The 18573-nt window shown below is 63.1% G+C and carries 16 protein-coding genes and 4 pseudogenes; 3 read left to right on the top strand and 17 right to left on the bottom strand.

Going from position 1 to position 18573, the window contains the following annotated elements; translation table 11 throughout:
* Positions 1 to 547: 547 nt before the first annotated feature.
* The 3 genes and pseudogenes from ileS to IVB05_RS36760 all read right to left on the bottom strand — a co-directional run.
* Positions 548 to 3532, bottom strand: a pseudogene (gene ileS, locus IVB05_RS36770) (isoleucine--tRNA ligase); the annotation flags it as partial.
* Positions 3533 to 3728: 196 nt separating this feature from the next.
* On the bottom strand, positions 3729 to 4283 hold the full coding sequence (locus IVB05_RS36765; RefSeq protein WP_247787272.1) for a sugar O-acetyltransferase: 555 nt from the start codon (positions 4281 to 4283) through the stop codon (positions 3729 to 3731).
* The gene (locus tag IVB05_RS36760) at positions 4280 to 5251 is read right to left on the bottom strand and encodes a bifunctional riboflavin kinase/FAD synthetase (protein ID WP_247780988.1); all 972 of its coding nucleotides are present in this window, start codon (positions 5249 to 5251) and stop codon (positions 4280 to 4282) included. Before IVB05_RS36760 ends, IVB05_RS36765 begins: the two co-directional genes overlap by 4 nt.
* 231 nt (positions 5252 to 5482) lie before the next feature.
* On the opposite strand from IVB05_RS36760, the gene IVB05_RS36755 reads away from it, so the two are divergent.
* Positions 5483 to 5878 (top strand): response regulator, encoded by a 396-nt coding sequence (locus tag IVB05_RS36755; protein WP_057835874.1) that lies wholly within the window; start codon positions 5483 to 5485, stop codon positions 5876 to 5878.
* A 433-nt stretch (positions 5879 to 6311) separates the two neighbouring features.
* Here the strand turns inward: IVB05_RS36755 and IVB05_RS36750 are convergent, their stop codons facing one another.
* From IVB05_RS36750 to IVB05_RS36720, 7 genes and pseudogenes are all read right to left on the bottom strand, one after another.
* A complete protein-coding gene (locus tag IVB05_RS36750) occupies positions 6312 to 6581 on the bottom strand; it encodes a hypothetical protein (protein WP_247383583.1) in 270 nt (89 codons plus the stop codon).
* A 161-nt stretch (positions 6582 to 6742) separates the two neighbouring features.
* Positions 6743 to 6883 (bottom strand): annotated as a pseudogene (locus tag IVB05_RS36745) (SAM-dependent methyltransferase); the annotation flags it as partial.
* A 47-nt stretch (positions 6884 to 6930) separates the two neighbouring features.
* Positions 6931 to 7160, bottom strand: a pseudogene (locus tag IVB05_RS36740) (helix-turn-helix domain-containing protein); the annotation flags it as partial.
* Positions 7160 to 7291 (bottom strand): annotated as a pseudogene (locus IVB05_RS36735) (SAM-dependent methyltransferase); the annotation flags it as partial. The pseudogenes IVB05_RS36740 and IVB05_RS36735, both read right to left, overlap by 1 nt.
* A 115-nt stretch (positions 7292 to 7406) precedes the next feature.
* Positions 7407 to 7700, bottom strand: a complete 294-nt coding sequence (locus IVB05_RS36730; protein ID WP_247780987.1) for an alpha/beta hydrolase — start codon at positions 7698 to 7700, stop codon at positions 7407 to 7409.
* 227 nt (positions 7701 to 7927) lie between these two features.
* Positions 7928 to 8401 carry an isoprenylcysteine carboxylmethyltransferase family protein gene (locus IVB05_RS36725; protein ID WP_247780986.1) on the bottom strand — a complete coding sequence of 158 codons (474 nt, stop codon included), beginning with the start codon at positions 8399 to 8401 and terminating at the stop codon, positions 7928 to 7930.
* Between the two features lie 22 nt (positions 8402 to 8423).
* On the bottom strand, positions 8424 to 9317 hold the full coding sequence (locus IVB05_RS36720) for an NAD(P)/FAD-dependent oxidoreductase (protein WP_247780985.1): 894 nt from the start codon (positions 9315 to 9317) through the stop codon (positions 8424 to 8426).
* 114 nt (positions 9318 to 9431) lie between these two features.
* Between IVB05_RS36720 and IVB05_RS36715 the strand changes: the two genes are divergently transcribed.
* Together IVB05_RS36715 and IVB05_RS36710 are read left to right on the top strand one after the other, a co-directional pair.
* Positions 9432 to 10115 carry a TetR/AcrR family transcriptional regulator gene (locus IVB05_RS36715; protein WP_247780984.1) on the top strand — a complete coding sequence of 228 codons (684 nt, stop codon included), beginning with the start codon at positions 9432 to 9434 and terminating at the stop codon, positions 10113 to 10115.
* 368 nt (positions 10116 to 10483) lie between these two features.
* Positions 10484 to 10984, top strand: coding sequence for a hypothetical protein (locus IVB05_RS36710; RefSeq protein ID WP_247780983.1), 501 nt, complete (start codon positions 10484 to 10486; stop codon positions 10982 to 10984).
* A 459-nt stretch (positions 10985 to 11443) separates the two neighbouring features.
* Here IVB05_RS36710 and IVB05_RS36705 read toward each other — a convergent pair whose 3' ends face one another.
* The 7 genes from IVB05_RS36705 to IVB05_RS36675 all read right to left on the bottom strand — a co-directional run bounded on the left by IVB05_RS36705 (position 11444) and on the right by IVB05_RS36675 (position 18567).
* Complete coding sequence (locus tag IVB05_RS36705; protein WP_247780982.1) at positions 11444 to 12298, bottom strand: TIGR01459 family HAD-type hydrolase; 855 nt, start codon at positions 12296 to 12298, stop codon at positions 11444 to 11446.
* A gap of 15 nt (positions 12299 to 12313) precedes the next feature.
* Positions 12314 to 13783 carry an EAL domain-containing protein gene (locus tag IVB05_RS36700; protein ID WP_247780981.1) on the bottom strand — a complete coding sequence of 490 codons (1470 nt, stop codon included), beginning with the start codon at positions 13781 to 13783 and terminating at the stop codon, positions 12314 to 12316.
* Positions 13784 to 13950: 167 nt separating this feature from the next.
* On the bottom strand, positions 13951 to 15021 hold the full coding sequence (locus IVB05_RS36695; RefSeq protein ID WP_247780980.1) for a YihY/virulence factor BrkB family protein: 1071 nt from the start codon (positions 15019 to 15021) through the stop codon (positions 13951 to 13953).
* The gene (locus IVB05_RS36690; RefSeq protein WP_247780979.1) at positions 15021 to 15596 is read right to left on the bottom strand and encodes a phage holin family protein; all 576 of its coding nucleotides are present in this window, start codon (positions 15594 to 15596) and stop codon (positions 15021 to 15023) included. The genes IVB05_RS36695 and IVB05_RS36690 overlap by 1 nt, the downstream gene beginning before the upstream one ends.
* A gap of 84 nt (positions 15597 to 15680) precedes the next feature.
* Positions 15681 to 17027 (bottom strand): aspartate aminotransferase family protein, encoded by a 1347-nt coding sequence (locus IVB05_RS36685; protein ID WP_247780978.1) that lies wholly within the window; start codon positions 17025 to 17027, stop codon positions 15681 to 15683.
* Between the two features lie 107 nt (positions 17028 to 17134).
* Positions 17135 to 18100, bottom strand: coding sequence for a 50S ribosomal protein L3 N(5)-glutamine methyltransferase (gene prmB / locus IVB05_RS36680; RefSeq protein WP_247780977.1), 966 nt, complete (start codon positions 18098 to 18100; stop codon positions 17135 to 17137).
* Positions 18100 to 18567, bottom strand: coding sequence for a molybdenum cofactor biosynthesis protein MoaE (locus IVB05_RS36675; protein WP_247780976.1), 468 nt, complete (start codon positions 18565 to 18567; stop codon positions 18100 to 18102). The genes prmB and IVB05_RS36675 overlap by 1 nt, the downstream gene beginning before the upstream one ends.
* Between the last annotated feature and the right edge of the window lie 6 nt (positions 18568 to 18573).

Below are 18573 nucleotides of genomic sequence, written 5' to 3'. Positions count from 1 at the left end.
CCTTGGCCGCTGGCGGCTTCCTTCCCGGCTTCTTGGTGGTCTTTTTCTTGTTTGCCTTCCTGGCCGCCGTCTTTGCAGCCGCCTTCTTGGTCCCCTTCGTTGCCGAAGAAGCTTTCTTGGATTTCGCAGCCTTCTTGGCCTTTGCCTTCCCGGCTACGGCTTTCTTGGCCTTGGCTTTCGTAGCCTTGGTGTTCTTGGCTTTGGCCTTCTTGGTCTTGGCCGTCTTGGGTTTGCCCTTTTTGGCCTTGGCCTTTTTGGCATTGGGCTTCTTGGCTTCGGCTTCAATGGCCTTCTCGGCTTCGACAGCCTTCTTGGCCGCTGCGACCTTGTTGACCTTGACCGGTCTCTCGGCTTCCTCAGCCTCCGTGCCTGCCAAAGTCTTCCTGGCCCTGACTTTCTTGTCGGGCTTGGCAGCCGTCACGTTTCCCGAACCGGCTTGCTCGGGCGTTTCCTTTAGTTGCTGCTCTTGCTCGACGTGTTGCGTCTCGATCAAGGCGACAGGCTCGGCGGGCGCTTCGACGGCTTCAACCGGCTTCTCGCCTTCGGCAAGCGCCTTCCACTCGCGCAAGGCCTGCGCATCGCGCGGGGAGACATCGGGATACTCGGCGTCTTCACCCACGGTCGGCAGGATCTTCCACGACCGGGCGCATTTGGTGCCCACTGCCTTCTCGACCACGACGGCGACGCCGGGAACGTCGGGGAGGGTGAACGCACCGGCCGGCGCGTCGTCGTTGGTCACCATCGCGTTCGAAGTGATGCAGACTTCGGCCATGTCGACATCGAACAGCGTGTTGAAGATGTTCTTGTCCGACACATAGATCAGAGGCGATGCCTCCAGCGACGAGCCGATGTTCTTGGCCGCGCGTTCGAGTTCGAGTGCGCCGGTGACGACACGGCGGACGTTGCGGATGATCTCCCATTTGGAATTCAGCTCACCATCTCCGTATTCATCGATACCGTCAGGAAACAGCGTCAGATGCACTGAAGGTTCGGCGTTCGGCTTGTACATCCGCCACGCTTCTTCGGTTGTGAAGCTGAGGACCGGCGCTAGCCAGCGCAGGATTGCATCGCAGATGATGTCGATAGCGGTTAGGGCCGCCTTGCGTCGCTGCGATGACGGCGGATCACAATACAGGGTGTCTTTGCGAATGTCGAAATAGAACGCGGATAGCTCGGCATTCAGGAAGTTAGAAAGGGTGGCGACCACAATCTTATAATCGAAGTTCTTGTACGCAAACTGCACGGCAACATTCTGGACAGCCAATTGATGGAGCATCAATCGTTCCAACTCTGGCATTTCTGCAACCGGAACCGAATCGGCAGGATCGAAATGATGCAGCGTGCCGAGCATCCAGCGGATCGAGTTGCGTAGCTTGCGATAGGTCTCGATGGTGTTCTTGAGGATCTCCGGCCCGATGCGCTGGTCGTCGGCATAGTCGGTGGCGCAGACCCAGAGGCGGAGGATATCCGCGCCCGAATCCTTCATCACCTTCTGCGGCTCGACGGTGTTGCCGAGCGATTTCGACATCTTGCGGCCGTTCTCGTCCAGCGTGAAGCCGTGGGTCAGCACCACGTCATACGGCGCGCGGCCGCGGGTGCCGGCGCTTTCCAGCAGCGAGGAATGAAACCAGCCGCGATGCTGGTCCGACCCTTCCAGATACATCACGGTATCGTCGCCGCCGTCGATCTTGCGGACGATGTTGCCGAGATTGGGGAAATTCTGGCGGTCCTCCAGCACGAAGGCGTGGGTCGAGCCCGAATCGAACCAGACGTCGCAGATATCGTCGACCTTCTTCCATTCCTCGGCCGCGCGCTCCCCAAGAAATCGCTCGCGCGCGCCGTCCATGTACCAGGCGTCGGCGCCTTCCTCCATGAAGGCTTCGACGATGCGCTGATTGACGATTTCGTCCTGCAGGATCTCGGCGGAGCCATCACCCTTCTCGCGCACGAAGACGGCGATCGGCACGCCCCAGGCGCGCTGGCGCGAGATCACCCAGTCCGGGCGTCCGGCGATCATGCCGTTGATGCGGTTTTGTCCTGCGGGCGGCACCCATTGCGTCACCGAGATCGCATGCAGCGCGCGGGCGCGCAGCGTGTCGCCGGGCTTGGTCTTGCCGTCGACGGCAATGTCCTTGTCCATCGCAATGAACCATTGCGGCGTGTTGCGGAAGATCACCGGCTTCTTCGAGCGCCAGGAATGCGGGTATTGATGCTTGAGCCGGCCGCGCGCGAGCAGCTTGCCGGCCTCGACCAGCGCCTTGATGACGGCCTCGTTGGCGTCGCCTTTCTCGCCCTTGTCGTTGATCACGCGCTTGCCGGTGAAGCCGGGCGCATGGTCGGTGTAGGCGCCGTTCTCGTCGACAGTGTAGGGGATCACGGGGTGGATGCCGCGGGCCTCCAGCTCGCGCACGTTCGCGATCCAAGCATCGAAGTCCTCGCGGCCGTGGCCCGGTGCGGTATGGACGAAGCCGGTGCCGGTGTCGTCGGTGACGTGGTCGCCGGGCAACAGCGGCACGGTGAACTCATATCCGCCGCTGAAACCTTTCAATGGATGGGCACATTCCACTGCGTCGAGCGTATCGCCCGGCAGGTCGCGCACCCTCTCATAGGCGGTGACGCGTGCCTGCTTGAATACCTCTGCAGCGAGCGCATCGGCGAGGATCAGGAGATCGCCGGTCTTTGCCCAGTTGTCAGCGGGCGCATCGGTGACCTTGTAAAGACCGTAGGCGATTTTCGGCGAGAACGAGATGGCGCGGTTGCCCGGCAGCGTCCACGGCGTGGTGGTCCAGATCACCACGGATGCTTCCGCCAGCACGCCATGCGCGGGCGAGGTGACCGGAAACTTCACCCACACCATGTCGGAGGTGTAATCCTCGTACTCGACCTCAGCCTCGGCCAGCGCGGTCTTCTCGACCACGCTCCACATTACGGGCTTGGAGCCGCGATAGAGTGTGCCGTTGGCGGCGAACTTCATCAGTTCGCGCGCGATCTGGGCTTCGGCCGGATAGCTCATGGTGGCGTAGGGATGATCCCAGTCGCCGATGATGCCGAGCCGCTTGAACTCCTCGCGCTGCACGTTGAGCCAGTGCGTCGCATAGGCGCGGCATTCTTTCCGGAACGCCACCATCGCGGTGGAGTCGCGGAAGTCCGGCTTCGGCTTGCCCTTGGAGCGGTAGTTCTCTTCCTCGATCTTCCATTCGATCGGCAGGCCGTGACAGTCCCAGCCCGGTACATAATTGGAATCGAAGCCGAGCATCTGCTGGCTCTTGGTGACGACGTCCTTGAGGATCTTGTTGAGGGCGTGGCCGATATGGATGTTGCCGTTGGCGTAGGGCGGTCCGTCATGCAGCACGAATTTGGCGCGGCCGGCCGCGTCCTCGCGCAGCTTTCCGTAGAGGTCGATCTCGTTCCAGTAGTTGAGGATTTCCGGCTCGCGCTGCGGCAGGCCGGCGCGCATCGGGAATTCCGTCTGCGGCAGGAACAGTGTCTTGGAATAGTCGGCAGCTTCGGACTTTTGCGGATTTTGGGACATGAATGCTCTGGTTTGGGCTCGTAAACGGCGCTGAAACGCGGGGAATAGCGGGTGAAGCACGAAAATCCCGGTCTTGCGCCGAGCTGAACGCTCAGGCGGAAGCCGGGCCGCTAATGCTGATGGTGCGCCGCGCAAACATGGGGGATTTCCATAGCAGCCAACCGGGAAATCGCAAAGCCCCGGCGCGGCCGTCCCGTCAGGCCCGACGCGGTCGGGCCGGGTTTCCGGCAACTATCTGATTGGCGGCAACATCCCGCGTGACGACGCTGCCGGCGCCGATCACGGCGCCATCGCCGATCGTGATCCCTGGCAGGATGATGGCGCCGCCGCCGACCCAGACATCGCTGCCGATCCGCACCGGGCGGCCGAATTCAAGGCCGGTCCGCCGCGTCTCCGCGTCGCGCGGGTGGTCGGCAGCATAGATTTGCGTCGCGGGTCCGATCTGGGTGCGGTCGCCGATGACAACTTCGACCACGTCGAGGATGACGCAGTTGAAATTGAGAAACACCTCGTCGCCGAGCCGGATGTTGTAGCCGTAATCGCAGAAGAACGGCGGGCGGATCACGGCGCCGGTGCCGACGTGTCCGAAATGGGCCGACAGCAGCGCGTGCCGCTCGGCCACGGGTGCCGCGAGCACCGCATTGTAGCGCGCGAGCCAGGCCTTGTTCGCGGAGGCATCCGCCTGCAGTTCGGGATCGCCGGGGCGATAGAGTTCGCCAGCCAGCATTTTTTGTTTTTCGGTCTTGCTCAGCCGATGACTCCAAGCTTCGGAAATGCGTCGGGCGCGGCGGCCAGGGCCGCGCGGGCTCGGGCGCTGTCGTCGTCCATTTGCCTGATCAACGCGTCGATTGAGTCGAACTTAAGTTCGTCGCGGATGAAACGAATGAAAGCGACGTCGAGCACAGCGCCGTAGAGGTCGCTCTTGAAATCGAACAGGAACACTTCGAGCAGCGGCGCGCCATTGTCGAAGGTCGGGCGGCGGCCGAAGCTTGCCACCGCGTCAAAGCGCTCGGCTCCGCGGCCGACCCGCACCGCATAGATGCCGTGCTTGAGGCTGCAATTCTTGTCGAGGCGGATATTGGCGGTGGGGTAGCCGAGATCGCGGCCGCGCTTCTCGCCATGGATCACCTCGCCGCTGACGAACCACGGTCCGCCCAGCATGGCGGTGGCTTCGTCGATCTGGCCCTCCGCCAGCGCCATGCGGATCGCGCTGGAGGACACCGGCCGCTCCTCGATATCGACATGGGCCTGGACGTCGACCTCGATGCCGAGCCGCGGCCCCTCGCTGACCAGCAGGCTCGGCGAGCCGGAGCGGCCCTTGCCGAAATGAAAGTCGTAGCCGACCGCAATGCCGCTGACGCCGAGGCGCTGGATCAGGTCATGGTGAATGAAATCTTGCGCCGAGGTTCCGGCGCGGGTCTTGTCGAACGTCATCACCACGGCTCCGTCCAGTCCCGTCCCGGCCAGCAGCCGCAGCTTGCCGGCCTCGTCGGAGAGGCGGAATTGCGGGCTGTTCGGGCTGAAAAAGGTGCGGGGATGCGGCTCGAAGGTGAGGGCGAAAGCCGGCTTGCCGTGGGCGCGGCCCATCCGCAGGGCCGCGTCGATCACGGCCCGGTGCCCCAGATGAACGCCGTCGAAATTGCCCATGGCGACCACGGCCCCGCGGGGGATCTCGGCGGCAGGGGTGGTGTCTCGGATAACGGTAAAACCAGTTGTCATTTCGGGGATTCTTCAGGGATTCTTCAAAGATTCTTTGGGTCAGGGAACGCGGCCGGACCGTGACGCGGTGCCCCCGTCGAAGTCAAGCGGGGCGGGTCGGACCAAAACGGCTGCAATCCAGCGCCGCCCGGTTAACTGGCTGTTTAACGCCTGATGCTAGAGCTGGGGGGAGGACTGCGGGTCGCGCAGGCCTGCCGATAGTTTGTGGCGTAAGCATTGAGTGGGGGAAAGATGGCGGTTGATTTGTCCATGCCGGTTCTGGTGGTTGATGACTACAGCACCATGATCCGCATCATCCGAAATCTTCTGAAGCAGCTCGGCTTCGACAACATCGACGATGCCAGCGACGGTTCGGCGGCGCTGAACAAGATGCGCGGCAAGAAATACGGGCTCGTGATCTCCGACTGGAACATGGAGCCGATGACCGGCTACGACCTGCTCAAGGAAGTCCGTGCCGACCCCAATCTGGCCACCACGCCCTTCATCATGATCACGGCGGAATCCAAGACCGAGAACGTGATCGCCGCCAAGAAGGCCGGCGTGAACAACTACATCGTCAAGCCGTTCAACGCGGCGACGCTGAAGACCAAGATCGAGGCGGTCTTCCCGGATATGGCGACGGCGTAAGGCGCCTGGTCTCCAGCTGGCTCCAACTCTCGTGATGTCCGGCCCAATCCCGGGCATGCTGGGCTCTCATGAGTCCACGCCCTACCAGGTCTTGCGTTTTCGGATGATGTTGTGGGGACACTTTGAAAACGACTCGGTTAAGTGCTTGAGTTTGCTGATTCCTGCATTTTGAAAACGACTCGATCTTGACCTTAAGAACGACTCGATCAGCGGTGCTTTCGTTTTGAAAACGACTCGATCCTGCAAGTCGTTCGAGACGCTGCGGAATTCGCCCCGTTTTTGTGTCGGCGGGCGCTCGGTCCGGCAGCTTCGGCTCAGTCGCTGATAGTCCTGGTTCAGGACGAAGTTGAAAGCCGTATTCGCACGATGTTGCCGGCGATCGCTCGATCGAATTCGCTCCGGCTCGCCAGGGTCAACCGAAGGCGCGTCAGGGCTACTCGTAGATGCTGGCCGCATGCAGCAGTCGAGCAAGGACGGCGTAAGGCATGCTTTCCCGCTCATGCCCGTCCAGGAGGCGGCTTTGGCCAAGGGGGCTCGGCCCTTGATGGTCTCGCAGCACAGCTGCGAAAGCTTCGAGATATTGGTCCAGCGTAACCTGCTCCCATTCCTCCGGATGCGCCAGCAAGTGCTCGCGGAGACTCTCCACATAAGCGGAGAGCTCGGACGCATTCGAGGGAGCGGCATCGATAAGCCGGTGACTCATGTCAGCACCCATCTCTTCTGCGTACCTGACCGATTGGCCAACTAACTAACTCTCTACTCTCCGAGACCGAGACCGCCGGCGAATACGCCCTCATCGGGTCCCGCTGACCGACCAAAGACGCCCCCCTCCACCGAGCGGGGCGTCTTCCCTGCTAATCCCTGTCAGCTTGCCGGATTGCGCGCCATGACGATCCACGTCGCGCCGTCGATCATCACCGACCGCTCGCCGGGGCGGCCCGCGAAGGCGGCACGAACCGCGGCCGAGGCGCGGGCGCGGATGTCGTCGGGCTGATCAGCGAGCGCGCCCGCCTCCACCAGCGATAAGGCGCCAGACCTGCGTGTGATCGTCTCATGCGATGGATCGTGCGAGCAGTTCGCGGAAGCGCGGGAGTACCGGACCGGGCCGCGCCACGATCCGCTGCGCCTCGAGCTCCACCTCACCCATCAGCGAGTGCGCCACCGCCTGACGGATCGCCTTCTTCGATTCGAAGAATCGATAGACATTCGCGGGGCTCATCCGCAGTCCTTTGGCGATGTCGCCGACCGTGGTCTTCTGGTAGCCGATCTGGCGGAACAGCCGGGCGCGGCGGCTTCGATCGCGGCCTGGCCGAACACCGCCAGCCTGGCGTCGAGCCGGGCCTGGTGGGCGACCCAGCGCTCCCCGCTTTGGCCATTCCAGTCGGCGACCTGATCGGCATTGTGCTGTGCCATGACATGTTATCCTTGTTCTGATCCGTTCTTAACTAAGCTTCCTTCTAGACCTGCGTGTCAGAGTCCGCCCGCGCCGCCCATCCCGGAGGTCTCGCCGCGAGGGTCGAGTGATCCGCTACTCGGCCCATGCCGCGATCCTTTCCGCGATCGCCTCGGGGGCCTCGATGTGCAAGAAGTGACCGACGTCGGGGACGACTTCCAGCGCGTGCGGGGCGGCGAACCGATGTCGGTCGTCGACCCGCGGGGGGAAGATGCAGCCATCGTCGGCACCGTGGAGCTGCAGCAGGGGCGTCGCGATCGGCGGAGATAGGCGGCGCATCGCCCCAACCATGCCGGGTCGCAGCAAGCCCCGGTAGTGCGCGTGAAAGGTGCCGTGTGGCAGGTCGAAGGTGACGTGTTCGAACTCCATGTGTGTCAGGCTTCTCCAAGAGCGGTCAGACGAGCGATGCTGATGCTGGCTTCGTTGTCTCTGGTTTTGGACATGTGCGTCTCCTCAGGCGCTGGGTGTACTGCGGGGTCAGCCGGCCAGTCGGTTTTCCGTGACACCGGCCCGCAACCTTCAGAATATGATAGCTCGCAGCAAGGAAGCCGGTGCTGGTTTATCAGAAGGCCCCGCAGGCGGCAGCGGCGGAATAGTCAGAGCCAGCGGCGAACCTCGGCCTTGTAGCGGCGGTAGTCGTCGCCGAACTTCGCTTCGAGATAGCGCTCCTCGCGGGCGATCACTTGCGTCTGGATCGCGATCAGCACCAACGGGAGCAAGGCGAAGGCGATCGGCCCGTCGAAGCCGATCGCAAGGCCGGCATAGATAAGCGCCATTCCTAGATACATGGGATTGCGGGTCCACCGATAGGGACCGGTCGTTGCGATGAGGGTCGTTGGCTGCGACGGCGGAACGTTGGTGCCGAGCCGCCGGAACAGCCCCGCCGCCGCAAGCATCATCGCCGCGCCGGCAACGAACAGCAGCGAGCCCGTCGCGACCAGCAACCACCAGTCGATGCCGAAAGAGCGCAGGGTGACGAACCGCTTCGCCGCCAGCCCCAACAGCAGCGCTCCCAGATAGAGGAAGGGCGGAGGGAAGCGCACACCCGCGCTGTCCGGTTCGACGGCCATGCTCATCCTCCAATCTGTGCTCTCAAACCAGCATCGACTGCTGGGCGAAGATACCCGCCGTCGCGCCCTGCGATGATGCCGTGGTGACCGAGGGCATTCCGGGGGTGGCGAGGTCGCCGGCGGCGTAGATGCCGGGCATGCTGGTTTCGCGGCGCTCGTCGACCTTGAGGGCGATGCCGCCGGGCGTATCGACCGTGGCGAGGCCCAGTGATTCATGCAGGCTTGCGGACGGCTTGTTGCGCGGATGCGCGAACAGGATGTCGACCGCGACATTGGGGCCGGTATCGAGCTTGACGGTGGCGTTATGGCCCCTGTGATGGGCGATCCCGGTGATCCGGCCATCGACGACAGGTATGTTGCGGCGCGCCAGATCGGCCCGGATATCGGGCGGAATGTCGTGACCATCGGCGAAGAGCGTCAACCTGTCGGTCCAATCGTGGTACAGCCTGACATAATTGTGCGACTGCCGGCCGGACCAGACGAGGCCCCAATGCTGGCCGGCGACTTCAAAGCCATCGCAATAGGGGCAGGGCACGATGGAGGTGCCCCAGCCTTCGGCAAAGCCCGCAACATCAGGCATCTGGTCGGCGACGCCATAGCTCAGGATCAGGCGACGCGCCCCAAGGCTTTCGCCATCGCCAGTAAGGACAGAGAAATTGTCGATGGCGCCGGAGACGCTGTCGGCCCGCGCACTGACCAGCCTGATCGTGTGATAGCGCGCTAGCTGCTGCCGCGCCTCGGCCAGGATGTCCAGCGGTGGCTTGTGATCGTGGCCGAGCAGCCCATGCGAATGGCCGGCGAAGCGGTTGCGCGGCAGGCCGGTATCTAGAACGGTGACCTTGCGGCGGGCACGGCCGAGCTGCAGGGCGCCGGCGAGACCGGCAAAGCTGCCGCCAATGATGATGACGTCATCCATGGTGATGGGCTCCGTTTGGAGGACAGGTGAAACCTACCCATTGGCTTGCACATTTCAGACACTACATGGTATCGTAATTCAAGAATTAGAATACTGTCAAGTACCGGAATTGTCGTGACCGAAAACAGCCAGGGCCGGCGCGGCCGGCCCGCCAACCAGGCGCTTGGCCAAACGATAGTCGACGCCGCGAGCGAACTCTTTGTGGAATTGGGTTTTCAAGCGACGACATTGGACAAGGTCGCCCAGCGGGCGAAGATATCCAAGCTCAGCATCTATCGGCACTTCGAGAACAAGGAGGCGCTGTTCAGCGCGGCCATCGCGGCCGGCTGCCATCAGTTGTTTGCACCACAGGCCCTTCTTGAAGGCGTCGACGGTTCGGTCGAAGATCAGCTCATGGCGGTGGGATCATCCCTGCTTCGCACGCTGTTGAGATCAGACGTCCGCAGTGTCGAAGCCATGGTCATGGCCGACAGGACGAATCAAAACTCGTTAAGCAAGCTCCATTACGAAGCCGGCCCCGCCCATGTCATCGCCCAAATCGAGGCCCTGTTGCGTCAGTTGCACGCGAAGGCGCTTCTGAACGTGCCCGATCCTCTCCGGTCCGCCCGCTTGTTTGCCGCGCTTTTCAAAGGATCCGATCTCCTGATTATCGCACGGTTCGATGAGGCGAGAGCAGAGGACGACAACGAAATCGAATCCTATTGCCGGTCGGCCGTCGCCATGTTCATCGCCGCGCACGGTGGCAACGACCACGCGGGCGGATATTTGCCTGCCTCAAGGTCAAAAAACAAAATTTGAATCGTGCGTGACCGATGTTGTCAAAATAACCGAGACCGGTTTGAAAATCATGGAGGCTGAAGAGCTTTCGATTGGCGACAAGATCGCGGAAAAATACGCTTGTTGAACTATCGGTTGCGATACCAGTCCGCACGATGATTCCCGCGCGCCCACCCGGTTACGGTGACAGTGCGCAAAACTCCTCACACGTGTTACGGTGGCATAGAATTCAATTCGCTGTTGGGCACGATGCGATTTTGCTACTGGCTTTCCAATTGAGTGCACCGTCACCGTAAACCCCGGCAAGTTAAGTGCACTGTCACCGTAACTCCTGATTTCGAATTGAGTGCACTGTCACCGTAATTAATGGTTCTATGATGCGATCTCCATTGTTTATCGCTTTGCAACTTCCTGATACTATCAACGTGCGCGCGATGCTCCGGGGGTACGACCCAGAGACGGAAGATATAAGATCGATCCTTTCGGATCTGTGCCGAACTGTTGCAAAGCAGGGCCAATTTGTCGTTTCCGGATTTGGTCAAGATCGTTGGCCTGTCGATGTGGGTGCCGATCTTGCAATTTTCCTTGAGCAGCTCCCGAATGTGTTGCGGGCAGTAAAGGTTGGTGCGGCAACCGAGATCGACTTCTATGAGCAAGGTATCGAGCGCAAAATAGAATTCTCTCCTGCAGGAGACGTATACCAAGCGACGTGTATATCTCAGACAGAGTGGCAGCCGGACCCGGCAGTTGAACAAGTAGGTCGCGCAGTTCTGGAGGGAATGTTAGTGGGCGTGCAAGAGCGGGTGGTGAAGCTCATAAAAGAAGTCGCTCCCGATCTTGCTGAGCATGACTGGGTGCGGAGGTGGCACAATACGGCGATTGAGCAGTGAGCTTCAGACCTGCACCTCCCTGCGTTTGCCAGGGGGAGCCGGGCATTACGGTGACAGTGCACAAAACATCCCATCAAGCGGAAGCGGCGAACCCTCGGCAGCGCATTTCCCCGAATCCAGTCCGCCTTCGCCCTGCGGGCTTCGGCTTGACAGCCTTCGTTCGCTTCGCTGGGAGTTCGTGGCACGGGCTTGCCCAGCCCGAGCTCGCGAAGCGACGCTAGGATCGAAAAAGACCCCCTCGGCTCTTTCGCGCTCAGAATCGGTACGGAAAAAATCCGGGCGGATTTGGCGAATCAAATCAGCGGATTACGAAGTCGAGTCACTCTTAAAGGCGGCAATCGAGTCAGTCTTATAGAGGAATCGAGTCACTCTTTCGGTGTCCGCACAAAGCGATGTAAGGCCCATTCCTACTTTGCATGGGGTTGTTTTCGCAATTTTGAGTCCGGTGCAGCGATGTACCTACCACCGCAGCTCGCGCATCAGCGCGCGGGGCGGATGGCCGAACAGCTCCTTGACCGAAGCCGGATCGAGCTGGTCGATGCCCTCGAATTCCTCGGAATGGATGCCGCGGGTCAGGAAAAGACAGTCGATTCCGAAACCGAGCGCGCCGGTGAGATCGGTCCGCACTGAATCCCCGATCGCCAGCACGCGGTCGAGCGAGGTCGGCCGGCCGCGGCGTTCGGCGGCCAGCGCCATCGCGCGTTCATAGATCGGCCGGTGCGGCTTGCCGTAGAAGATCGCCTCGCCCCCGAGTTCGCGATAGAGCTCGGCGATGGCGCCCGCGCAGTAGATCAACCGGTCGCCGCGCTCGACGACGATGTCGGGGTTGGCGCAAATCAGCGGCAGCTTGTGCTCGCGCGCCTGCAGCATCATCGCGCGATAGTCTTCCGCCGATTCGGTCTCGTCGTCGAACAGGCCGGTGCAGATGATGTAGTCGGCCTGTTCCAGCGGCGCCATCACGGCGTCGAGCCCGCGATGGATCGACGAATCCCGCTCCGGACCAATCCAGAAAATCTTCTTGCCGGGATGGTCGGCGACGAAACTCCGGGTCAGGTCGCCGGAGCTGACGATGGCGTCGTAGGTTTCGTCGGCGACACCGAGCTTGCGCAACTGGCGCTGCACGGAATCGGCCGGCCGCGGCGCGTTGGTGATCAGGATGACGGTGCCGCCGCGCTGGCGATAGGTGTGCAGCGCCGCGCAGGCTTCGGGAAACGACTCCAGCCCGTTATGCACCACGCCCCAGATGTCGGAGAGGATGACCTCCACGCCGTCCACAAGGTCGCTCAGCCTCTCCACGAAACGCAATGAGGTCATGAGTGCGGAAGCCTGTTAGCCCGGTCCCGCGGCACGGCGCGCCAGCGCGGCATTGCCGGTCGCCCGCATCGGGGATTCTGCAGCCGGGCTGGCGATGGGAACGGTGCTGCTGGAGCCATTGGGAGTGCCGGATTCCTTGTTCGCTGTCGTCCCGCCGGTAGCAGATGCCCCCTCGGGCCGCAACGGCCGCGGCGGTGCAAACAGAAAACCCTGGCCAAACCGCACGTCATAGTCGAGCAGGTCCACCACCGCCCGCTCGCCCTCGATCTTTTCGGCGATCAGGTCGATGCCGAAGCGGCCGAGCAGGTCGGAAAGGTCGGAAGGGTGGATGTCCGAGGTCGAGCTCTGCTTGGGATCGAGCAACAATGCCGCCGGCACCTTGATGAAACGGACGCCGCGGTCGGCGAGGTCGCGCGGCTCGATCCGCAAGTCGGTGACGTGATCGATCGAGAAGCGGTAACCGCGCTGCGACAATGCGGCAAGATTCTCGATTTCGGTCGGGCCGAGGTGGCGGAACGCCGCCTGCTTGAATTCGAGCACGAAGGACGGCGCCAGCGCCCGATTGGCCTCGAGGAAGTCGAGGCATTGGGCGAAATTGGCGGGATTGCCGAGCGTCGCCGCCGAGACGTTACAGAACACGCCAACGTCCTTGTTGCGCACCATCAGGCGGCGCAACACCTGGATACAGCGCAGCATCACCATGTGATCGATCTTGCCGATCAGCCCGCCGGCTTCGGCGGTGGCGATGAAATCGTCGGCGGCGAGTATCTGATCCTTGTCGTCGCGCAGCCGCGTCACCGCCTCGTAGAAGCGCACCTTGCGCTGCGGCAGCGTCACCATCGGCTGCAGGTAGATGTCGAGCCGGCTTTCCTCGACGGCGTTCTTCACCGCGGCAAGCAGTTGCGGCTGGCTGCGCGAGGGCGAAGCGGCTTCTGCGGCAACCGCTGAAGGTGCCGGCCTTGCCGCTGCAACCGGCGCGGGCCTGACGATGGGGGCCGCTTGCTCCGGGACGATCGCCGGTTGTTCCGGCGGTTCGGAATGCGGTCCGTCCGACGGCGCGGGGGGCGTGGCCGCCGCGCCCGAGGCCAGCAGATCCTCATGGCTCGCCACCGAGATGGCCAGTTGCTTGACCAGCCCGCCGAGCTCGTTGATCTCGCCGAGGACGGCCTGGATGCGGTCGGAGCTTGCCGAGTTCGCCGACACCACCCGGCCCTCGACCGCGGCGAGCCGGCGGCCGAATTCGGCGACCTGGCGGGCGAGGTCGGCGGTGCCGCGGGAAAGATCGGCGATCTGGCCGCCGACGTCGGAACGGTCGCGCAGCCGCATCGACACGGCGTTGTAGAGGATCAGGAAGGTCAGCGCGGTGAGCGCCACGATCGCGGATTCGGTGCCGCTGAAGCCGGCCACCGCATGCAGGACGAGGCCGAGGGAGGCTGCAACCAGCACCATGCAGATGGCGATGAAAATCGTCGAAATGCGAATCATGTCGCGCGCTACGCCCTCAGGTCCGAACTGTATTCACCCGGGAAAATACGGAAGTTTCAGCCATGGTCCGCCTTGCGCTCCCCGAGCGGTGCAACCTTAGCATCAATGTTGATTCGCAGAGCTAGTGTTCTTTGGGCACGGCCGGAACTGACTGGCCGTGCCGGCGATCACGCGCGGCTGCTGTCCGCCGGTCTGGCGCCCTGGGCGGCGGCGGTCGCATGGCGCTCGATCTCCGAGTTCAGTTCCGCCCCGAACAGCACGATCGTTGCCGATATCCACATCCACATCATCAGGCCGATCGCGGCACCAAGCGAGCCGTAGGTCGCGTTGTAGTTGCCGAAATTCGAGAGGTACCAGGACAGCGCGGCCGAGCCGGCGATCCAGAGCAGCGCCGCAGCGAGCGTGCCTGCGCCCAGCCACTCCCACCGCGCCGCACGCCGGCTGGGTCCAAATCGGTAGAGCAGGCTTAGCGCCACCAGCAGAACTACCAACAGCAACGGCCAACGCGCCAGGCCGAGGATGAAGCCGCTTCCCGGCGGCAGGCCGAGATGATTGAACATTAGCGGAAACGCCACGACCGCGCCGACCATCAGCAGCAGGGCCACGATCCCGCCGGTCGTGAAGGCGAGCGAAAGCAGGTTTAGTTTCAGGAAGTTGCGCGTTTCCCGCACCTCGTAGACGACATTGAGTGCGTCGATGATCGCCTTGACACCGGCGTTGGCGCTCCAGAGCGCAAGGACGAGGCCAAACAGAAACGTCCCGCCGAGCGCGGCGTTGCCCTTTTCGAGCACGCGGGCAATCTGGTCCTCCACGATCTGGAACGAACCTTCGGGCAGCATCACCGCCAGCGTTTGCAGATTGGCGCCGACGGTTCTGGGGTCGGCGAACAGTCCGTAGGACGAGACCAGCGCTGTCACCGCCGGAAATATCGCGAGCAGTCCGAAGAACACCACGCCAGCGGCGGTGGCGAGCAAGCGGTCATCATTGGTGCGTTCGTAGATACGCCACAGGATGTGTTTCCAGGCCGCCCAGGGAATTGCGATCCAATTGATCATACCCGCTCGGGCGACGGGTTCCTGAGCCCGTTCGCGCGTGGGCGAGCCGGGTTGCGCGATCAATTTTCCGGAAGAACCAGCTTTTGCTCTGGGTTGAAAAAAATGCTGCGCGGTCAGGACGAGAATGGCGGTCGCCGCGATCAAGCGCAGATTGTTGTCGGGGCCGGATCGCGCGCGGGGCATCAGACGTCCATTTGTCGCGCTTGCCACCGCCGTCGCGTTGCCGCCCAGCCCAACAAGGTCGCCATCAGGATCAGGCCGGCCTTCATATTTCTGTTGTCGCGTCTCGTCCGGGATCGCCGCCTGCGACGGGCGCCGGCCGAAGGCGCCAACAAGACCGACGCGGCGGTGTCCCGTGCGGCTTCGATCTGGTCCGGCTGGAGCGGATTGGCCTTGATCGCCACGCGAAGGCGGCTGGTGAGCGAGGGAAAATGCGGCGATGGTTTTCTGAGTTTGGCCGCGGCCAGCCCGGCGCAGATCGCGGCGATCGCGAGTAGCAACGCGCCGATTGCGCCGAACGCCCAGAACTGTCCGTAATGGATTTCGATCCAGCGAAACAGCGCCGTGGCGCCGACGAGGCAGGCGGCGATAAGGAAAATGCCGGCTACGACGAACAGGCCTGCCGCGACGGCATAGGACGTGATGGTTCCGCTCGCTTGGTTCGTTCTGTCGCGCAGATACGAGCGCGTCGCCAGCTTGATCTGGTTGAGCTTCAGTCCGATCCCGGCGCGCAGCAGGTCGCTCGAAGGCGCGAGCATCTCTGCAATACCTCCACCGGCGGTGACACGATCGTCTCCGCCGGTGAATGAACGCGGGGTCGTTTCGAATGTTCCTACCGCGGCTCAAGCCGTCGCGCGGATCACCTTGGCGACTTTTTCGATGATCTCGCCGATCTGGTCTTCGGTGATGATCAACGGCGGGGTCAGCACCAGCGTATCGCCGGCAACCCGCACCATCAGGTCGTTGTCGTGGAAGGCGCTGTTGAGCCCGGCGAAGCCGCGCTTGCCCGGCGCGTCGGCGACCGGTGCGAGATCGATGCCCGCGGTCAGGCCGACGGTGCGGATATCCACGACATCAGGCTGGTTCCGCAGCGACATCACAGCGTCGGCGAATTTCGGCTCGATCTTGTTGGCGCGCTCGAACAGCTTTTCGTCGCGGTAGATGTCGAGCGTGGCGAGACCCGCCGCGCAGGCCAGCGGATGGGCCGAGTAGGTGTAGCCATGGGCCAGTTCGACCGCATGTTCCGGGCCGCTCATGAAGGCGTCATGGATGGTGTCGCGCACCAGCACGCCGCCCATCGGGGCGGCGCCATTGGTGATGCCCTTGGCGAAGGTCAGCATGTCGGGCGTCACGCCATAGCGTTCGGCGGCAAAGGCGAAGCCGAGCCGGCCAAAGCCGGTGATGACCTCGTCGAAGATCAGGAGGATGCCGTGCTTCTGGGTGATCTCGCGCAGCCGCTTGAGATAGCCCTTCGGCGCCGGCAGCACGCCGGTCGATCCCGCCATCGGCTCGACGATCACGGCCGCGACGGTGTTGGCGCCGTGCAAATTGACGATGCGTTCGAGCTCGTCGGCGAAATGCGCGCCATATTCGGGCTCGCCGATGCTGAAGGCTTGCTTCTCGCGGTCATAGGTCGCCGGCAGATGATCGACGCCGGTCAAGAGCGAGCCGAACATCTTGCGATTGCCGACGATGCCGCCGACCGAGGTGCCGCCAAAACCGACGCCGTGATAGCCGCGCTCACGGCCGATCAGGCGGATGCGGCCGCCCTGGCCGTTGATCTGGTGATAGGCCAGCGCGATCTTGAGCGCGGTGTCGGCCGCTTCCGAGCCGGAATTGCAGAAGAACACGTGGTCGAGGCCTGCGGGCGCCAGTTCCGCGATGCGGCTGGCGAGCTCGAAGGCCTGCGGGATGCCGAACTGGAACGGCGGCGCATAGTCCAGCGCCTCGGCCTGCTTGGCGATCGCCGATGAAATCTGGGTGCGGCCATGGCCGGCATTGGTGCACCACATGCCCGAGGCGCCGTCGATGATCTTGCGGCCGTCGACGGTGAAGTAATGCATGTCCTTGGCGCCGGCGAGCAGCCGCGGGTTCTTCTTGAACGCCCGGTTCGCGGTGAACGGCATCCAGTGCGCGGCGAGGTCGTTCGGAACCGCGACGGGGGTGGGATGGGGGCTCTTGTCCAGCATGGGCGGCCTCTTTTCTGTTTGGGGCAGTGGGCTGCCGCCAAACTATCAGTTTCGCCGCGGAACGGGAACGCCAGCACGTCGTGATATTTCCGCGCAAATATGCCGGATCAAAGATCTGCCGCAGCGATCCAGAACACTTCGCCCTCGGAATCCGCGGTATCGAGCCAGAGCAGCGGCAGTTGCGGATAGGCGGCTTCCAGTTGCGGGCGGCAGCGGCCGATCTCGCATAACAGCCCGCCCTGCGGCGTCAGGTGCGCTTCTGCTTCGTCCAGGATGCGGCGGACGATGTCGATCCCGTCCGGGCCGCCGTCGAAGGCGAGTTTCGGCTCGGCGCGGCACTCGCGCGGCAGGCCGGCCATGCCTTCCGCATCGACATAGGGCGGATTGGAAATGATGAGGTCGTAGCGCTTGCCGTTCAGCGGCTTGAACAGATCGCCGCGGTACAGCGTGAGCCTGTTCTCCAGCCCGTAATCCCGGACATTGCGCGCGGCGACTTCCAGTGCGTCCTTTGAAATATCCACCGCGTCGATTTCGGCATTCGGAAAATTCCGGCTGGCCAGAATGGCAAGGCAGCCCGAGCCGGTGCAGAGGTCGAGCACGCTTTCGACCACGCCCGGGTCCGAGATCAGCGAGCCGGCCTCCTCATCGCCGTCGCCGCCGAAATGCTGCTCCAGCAATTCGCCGATGAACGAGCGCGGCACAATGGTGCGCTCGTCGACATAGAATGGCAGGCCGCGCATGTAGATCTTGTTGACGAGATAGGCTGTGGGTTTTCGCGTCGTGACGCGCCGTCCGATCAGATCGAGGATCTTCTTGCCTTCGGCGGCGGTTACGCGCGCGGTGGCGAACGCCTCGAACTGGTCAGGGTGCAGATGCAGCGCCTCGCAGACCAGGAAGGCGGCCTCGGCAACCGGATCGGTGGTGCCATGGGCAAAGACCAGCCCGGCCTCGGTGAAGCGGCTGACGGCGTAGCGGACGAAATCGAGCAGGGTCAGCAATTCGCCTGCACTGACCTTGGGGAGTTTCGACGGGCTGGCGCCGCGCTTCGCTGCCGGTTTTGCGCGTTTGGCCATCAGGGCTTGGTCCAGCGCGCGGCGGCGGCATCATCATGGTCGCGCGCCTCGACCCAACTGGTGCCTTTTCCGCTTTCTTCGCGCTTCCAGAACGGCGCGTTGGTCTTCAGATAGTCCATCAGGAATTCCGCCGCTTCGAAGGCTGCCTGGCGATGCGGCGACGCCGTCACCACCAGCACGATGTTCTCGCCCGGCGCGATGCGGCCGAACCGGTGAATGATGGTGAGCCCCTGCAACGGCCAGCGCGACAACGCCCCCTCGGCGTGGCGGGCGATCTCGGCCTCGGCCATGCCGGGATAATGCTCGAGCGTCAGCGCGGCGATCGGCTCGCCGTTCTCGCTGCCGCGGCAGATGCCGCTGAACGAGACGACGGCGCCCACATCGGTGCGGCCCTTGGTGAGTGCCGCGATCTCCTGCGCGACGTCGAAATCCGCTTCCTGGATGCGAATGGTCGCCGTGACAGACATGGATGA

This window comes from Bradyrhizobium sp. 170 (assembly GCF_023101085.1).
GTDB lineage: Bacteria > Pseudomonadota > Alphaproteobacteria > Rhizobiales > Xanthobacteraceae > Bradyrhizobium.
The sequence above is the reverse complement of the archived record's forward strand: the minus strand, read 5'-3'. Positions and strand labels throughout refer to the sequence as shown.

Excerpts from the sequence above, each read along its gene's own strand:
- IVB05_RS36760 (WP_247780988.1), bottom strand. The coding sequence starts at position 5,251 with ATGACAACTGGTTTTACCGTTATCCGAGACACCACCCCTGCCGCCGAG.
- IVB05_RS36755 (WP_057835874.1), top strand. The coding sequence starts at position 5,483 with ATGGCGGTTGATTTGTCCATGCCGGTTCTGGTGGTTGATGACTACAGC.
- IVB05_RS36750 (WP_247383583.1), bottom strand. The coding sequence starts at position 6,581 with ATGAGTCACCGGCTTATCGATGCCGCTCCCTCGAATGCGTCCGAGCTC.
- IVB05_RS36730 (WP_247780987.1), bottom strand. The coding sequence starts at position 7,700 with ATGGAGTTCGAACACGTCACCTTCGACCTGCCACACGGCACCTTTCAC.
- IVB05_RS36725 (WP_247780986.1), bottom strand. The coding sequence starts at position 8,401 with ATGGCCGTCGAACCGGACAGCGCGGGTGTGCGCTTCCCTCCGCCCTTC.
- IVB05_RS36720 (WP_247780985.1), bottom strand. The coding sequence starts at position 9,317 with ATGGATGACGTCATCATCATTGGCGGCAGCTTTGCCGGTCTCGCCGGC.
- IVB05_RS36705 (WP_247780982.1), bottom strand. The coding sequence starts at position 12,298 with ATGACCTCATTGCGTTTCGTGGAGAGGCTGAGCGACCTTGTGGACGGC.
- IVB05_RS36700 (WP_247780981.1), bottom strand. The coding sequence starts at position 13,783 with ATGATTCGCATTTCGACGATTTTCATCGCCATCTGCATGGTGCTGGTT.
- IVB05_RS36695 (WP_247780980.1), bottom strand. The coding sequence starts at position 15,021 with ATGCCCCGCGCGCGATCCGGCCCCGACAACAATCTGCGCTTGATCGCG.
- IVB05_RS36690 (WP_247780979.1), bottom strand. The coding sequence starts at position 15,596 with ATGCTCGCGCCTTCGAGCGACCTGCTGCGCGCCGGGATCGGACTGAAG.
- IVB05_RS36685 (WP_247780978.1), bottom strand. The coding sequence starts at position 17,027 with ATGCTGGACAAGAGCCCCCATCCCACCCCCGTCGCGGTTCCGAACGAC.
- prmB (WP_247780977.1), bottom strand. The coding sequence starts at position 18,100 with ATGGCCAAACGCGCAAAACCGGCAGCGAAGCGCGGCGCCAGCCCGTCG.
- IVB05_RS36675 (WP_247780976.1), bottom strand. The coding sequence starts at position 18,567 with ATGTCTGTCACGGCGACCATTCGCATCCAGGAAGCGGATTTCGACGTC.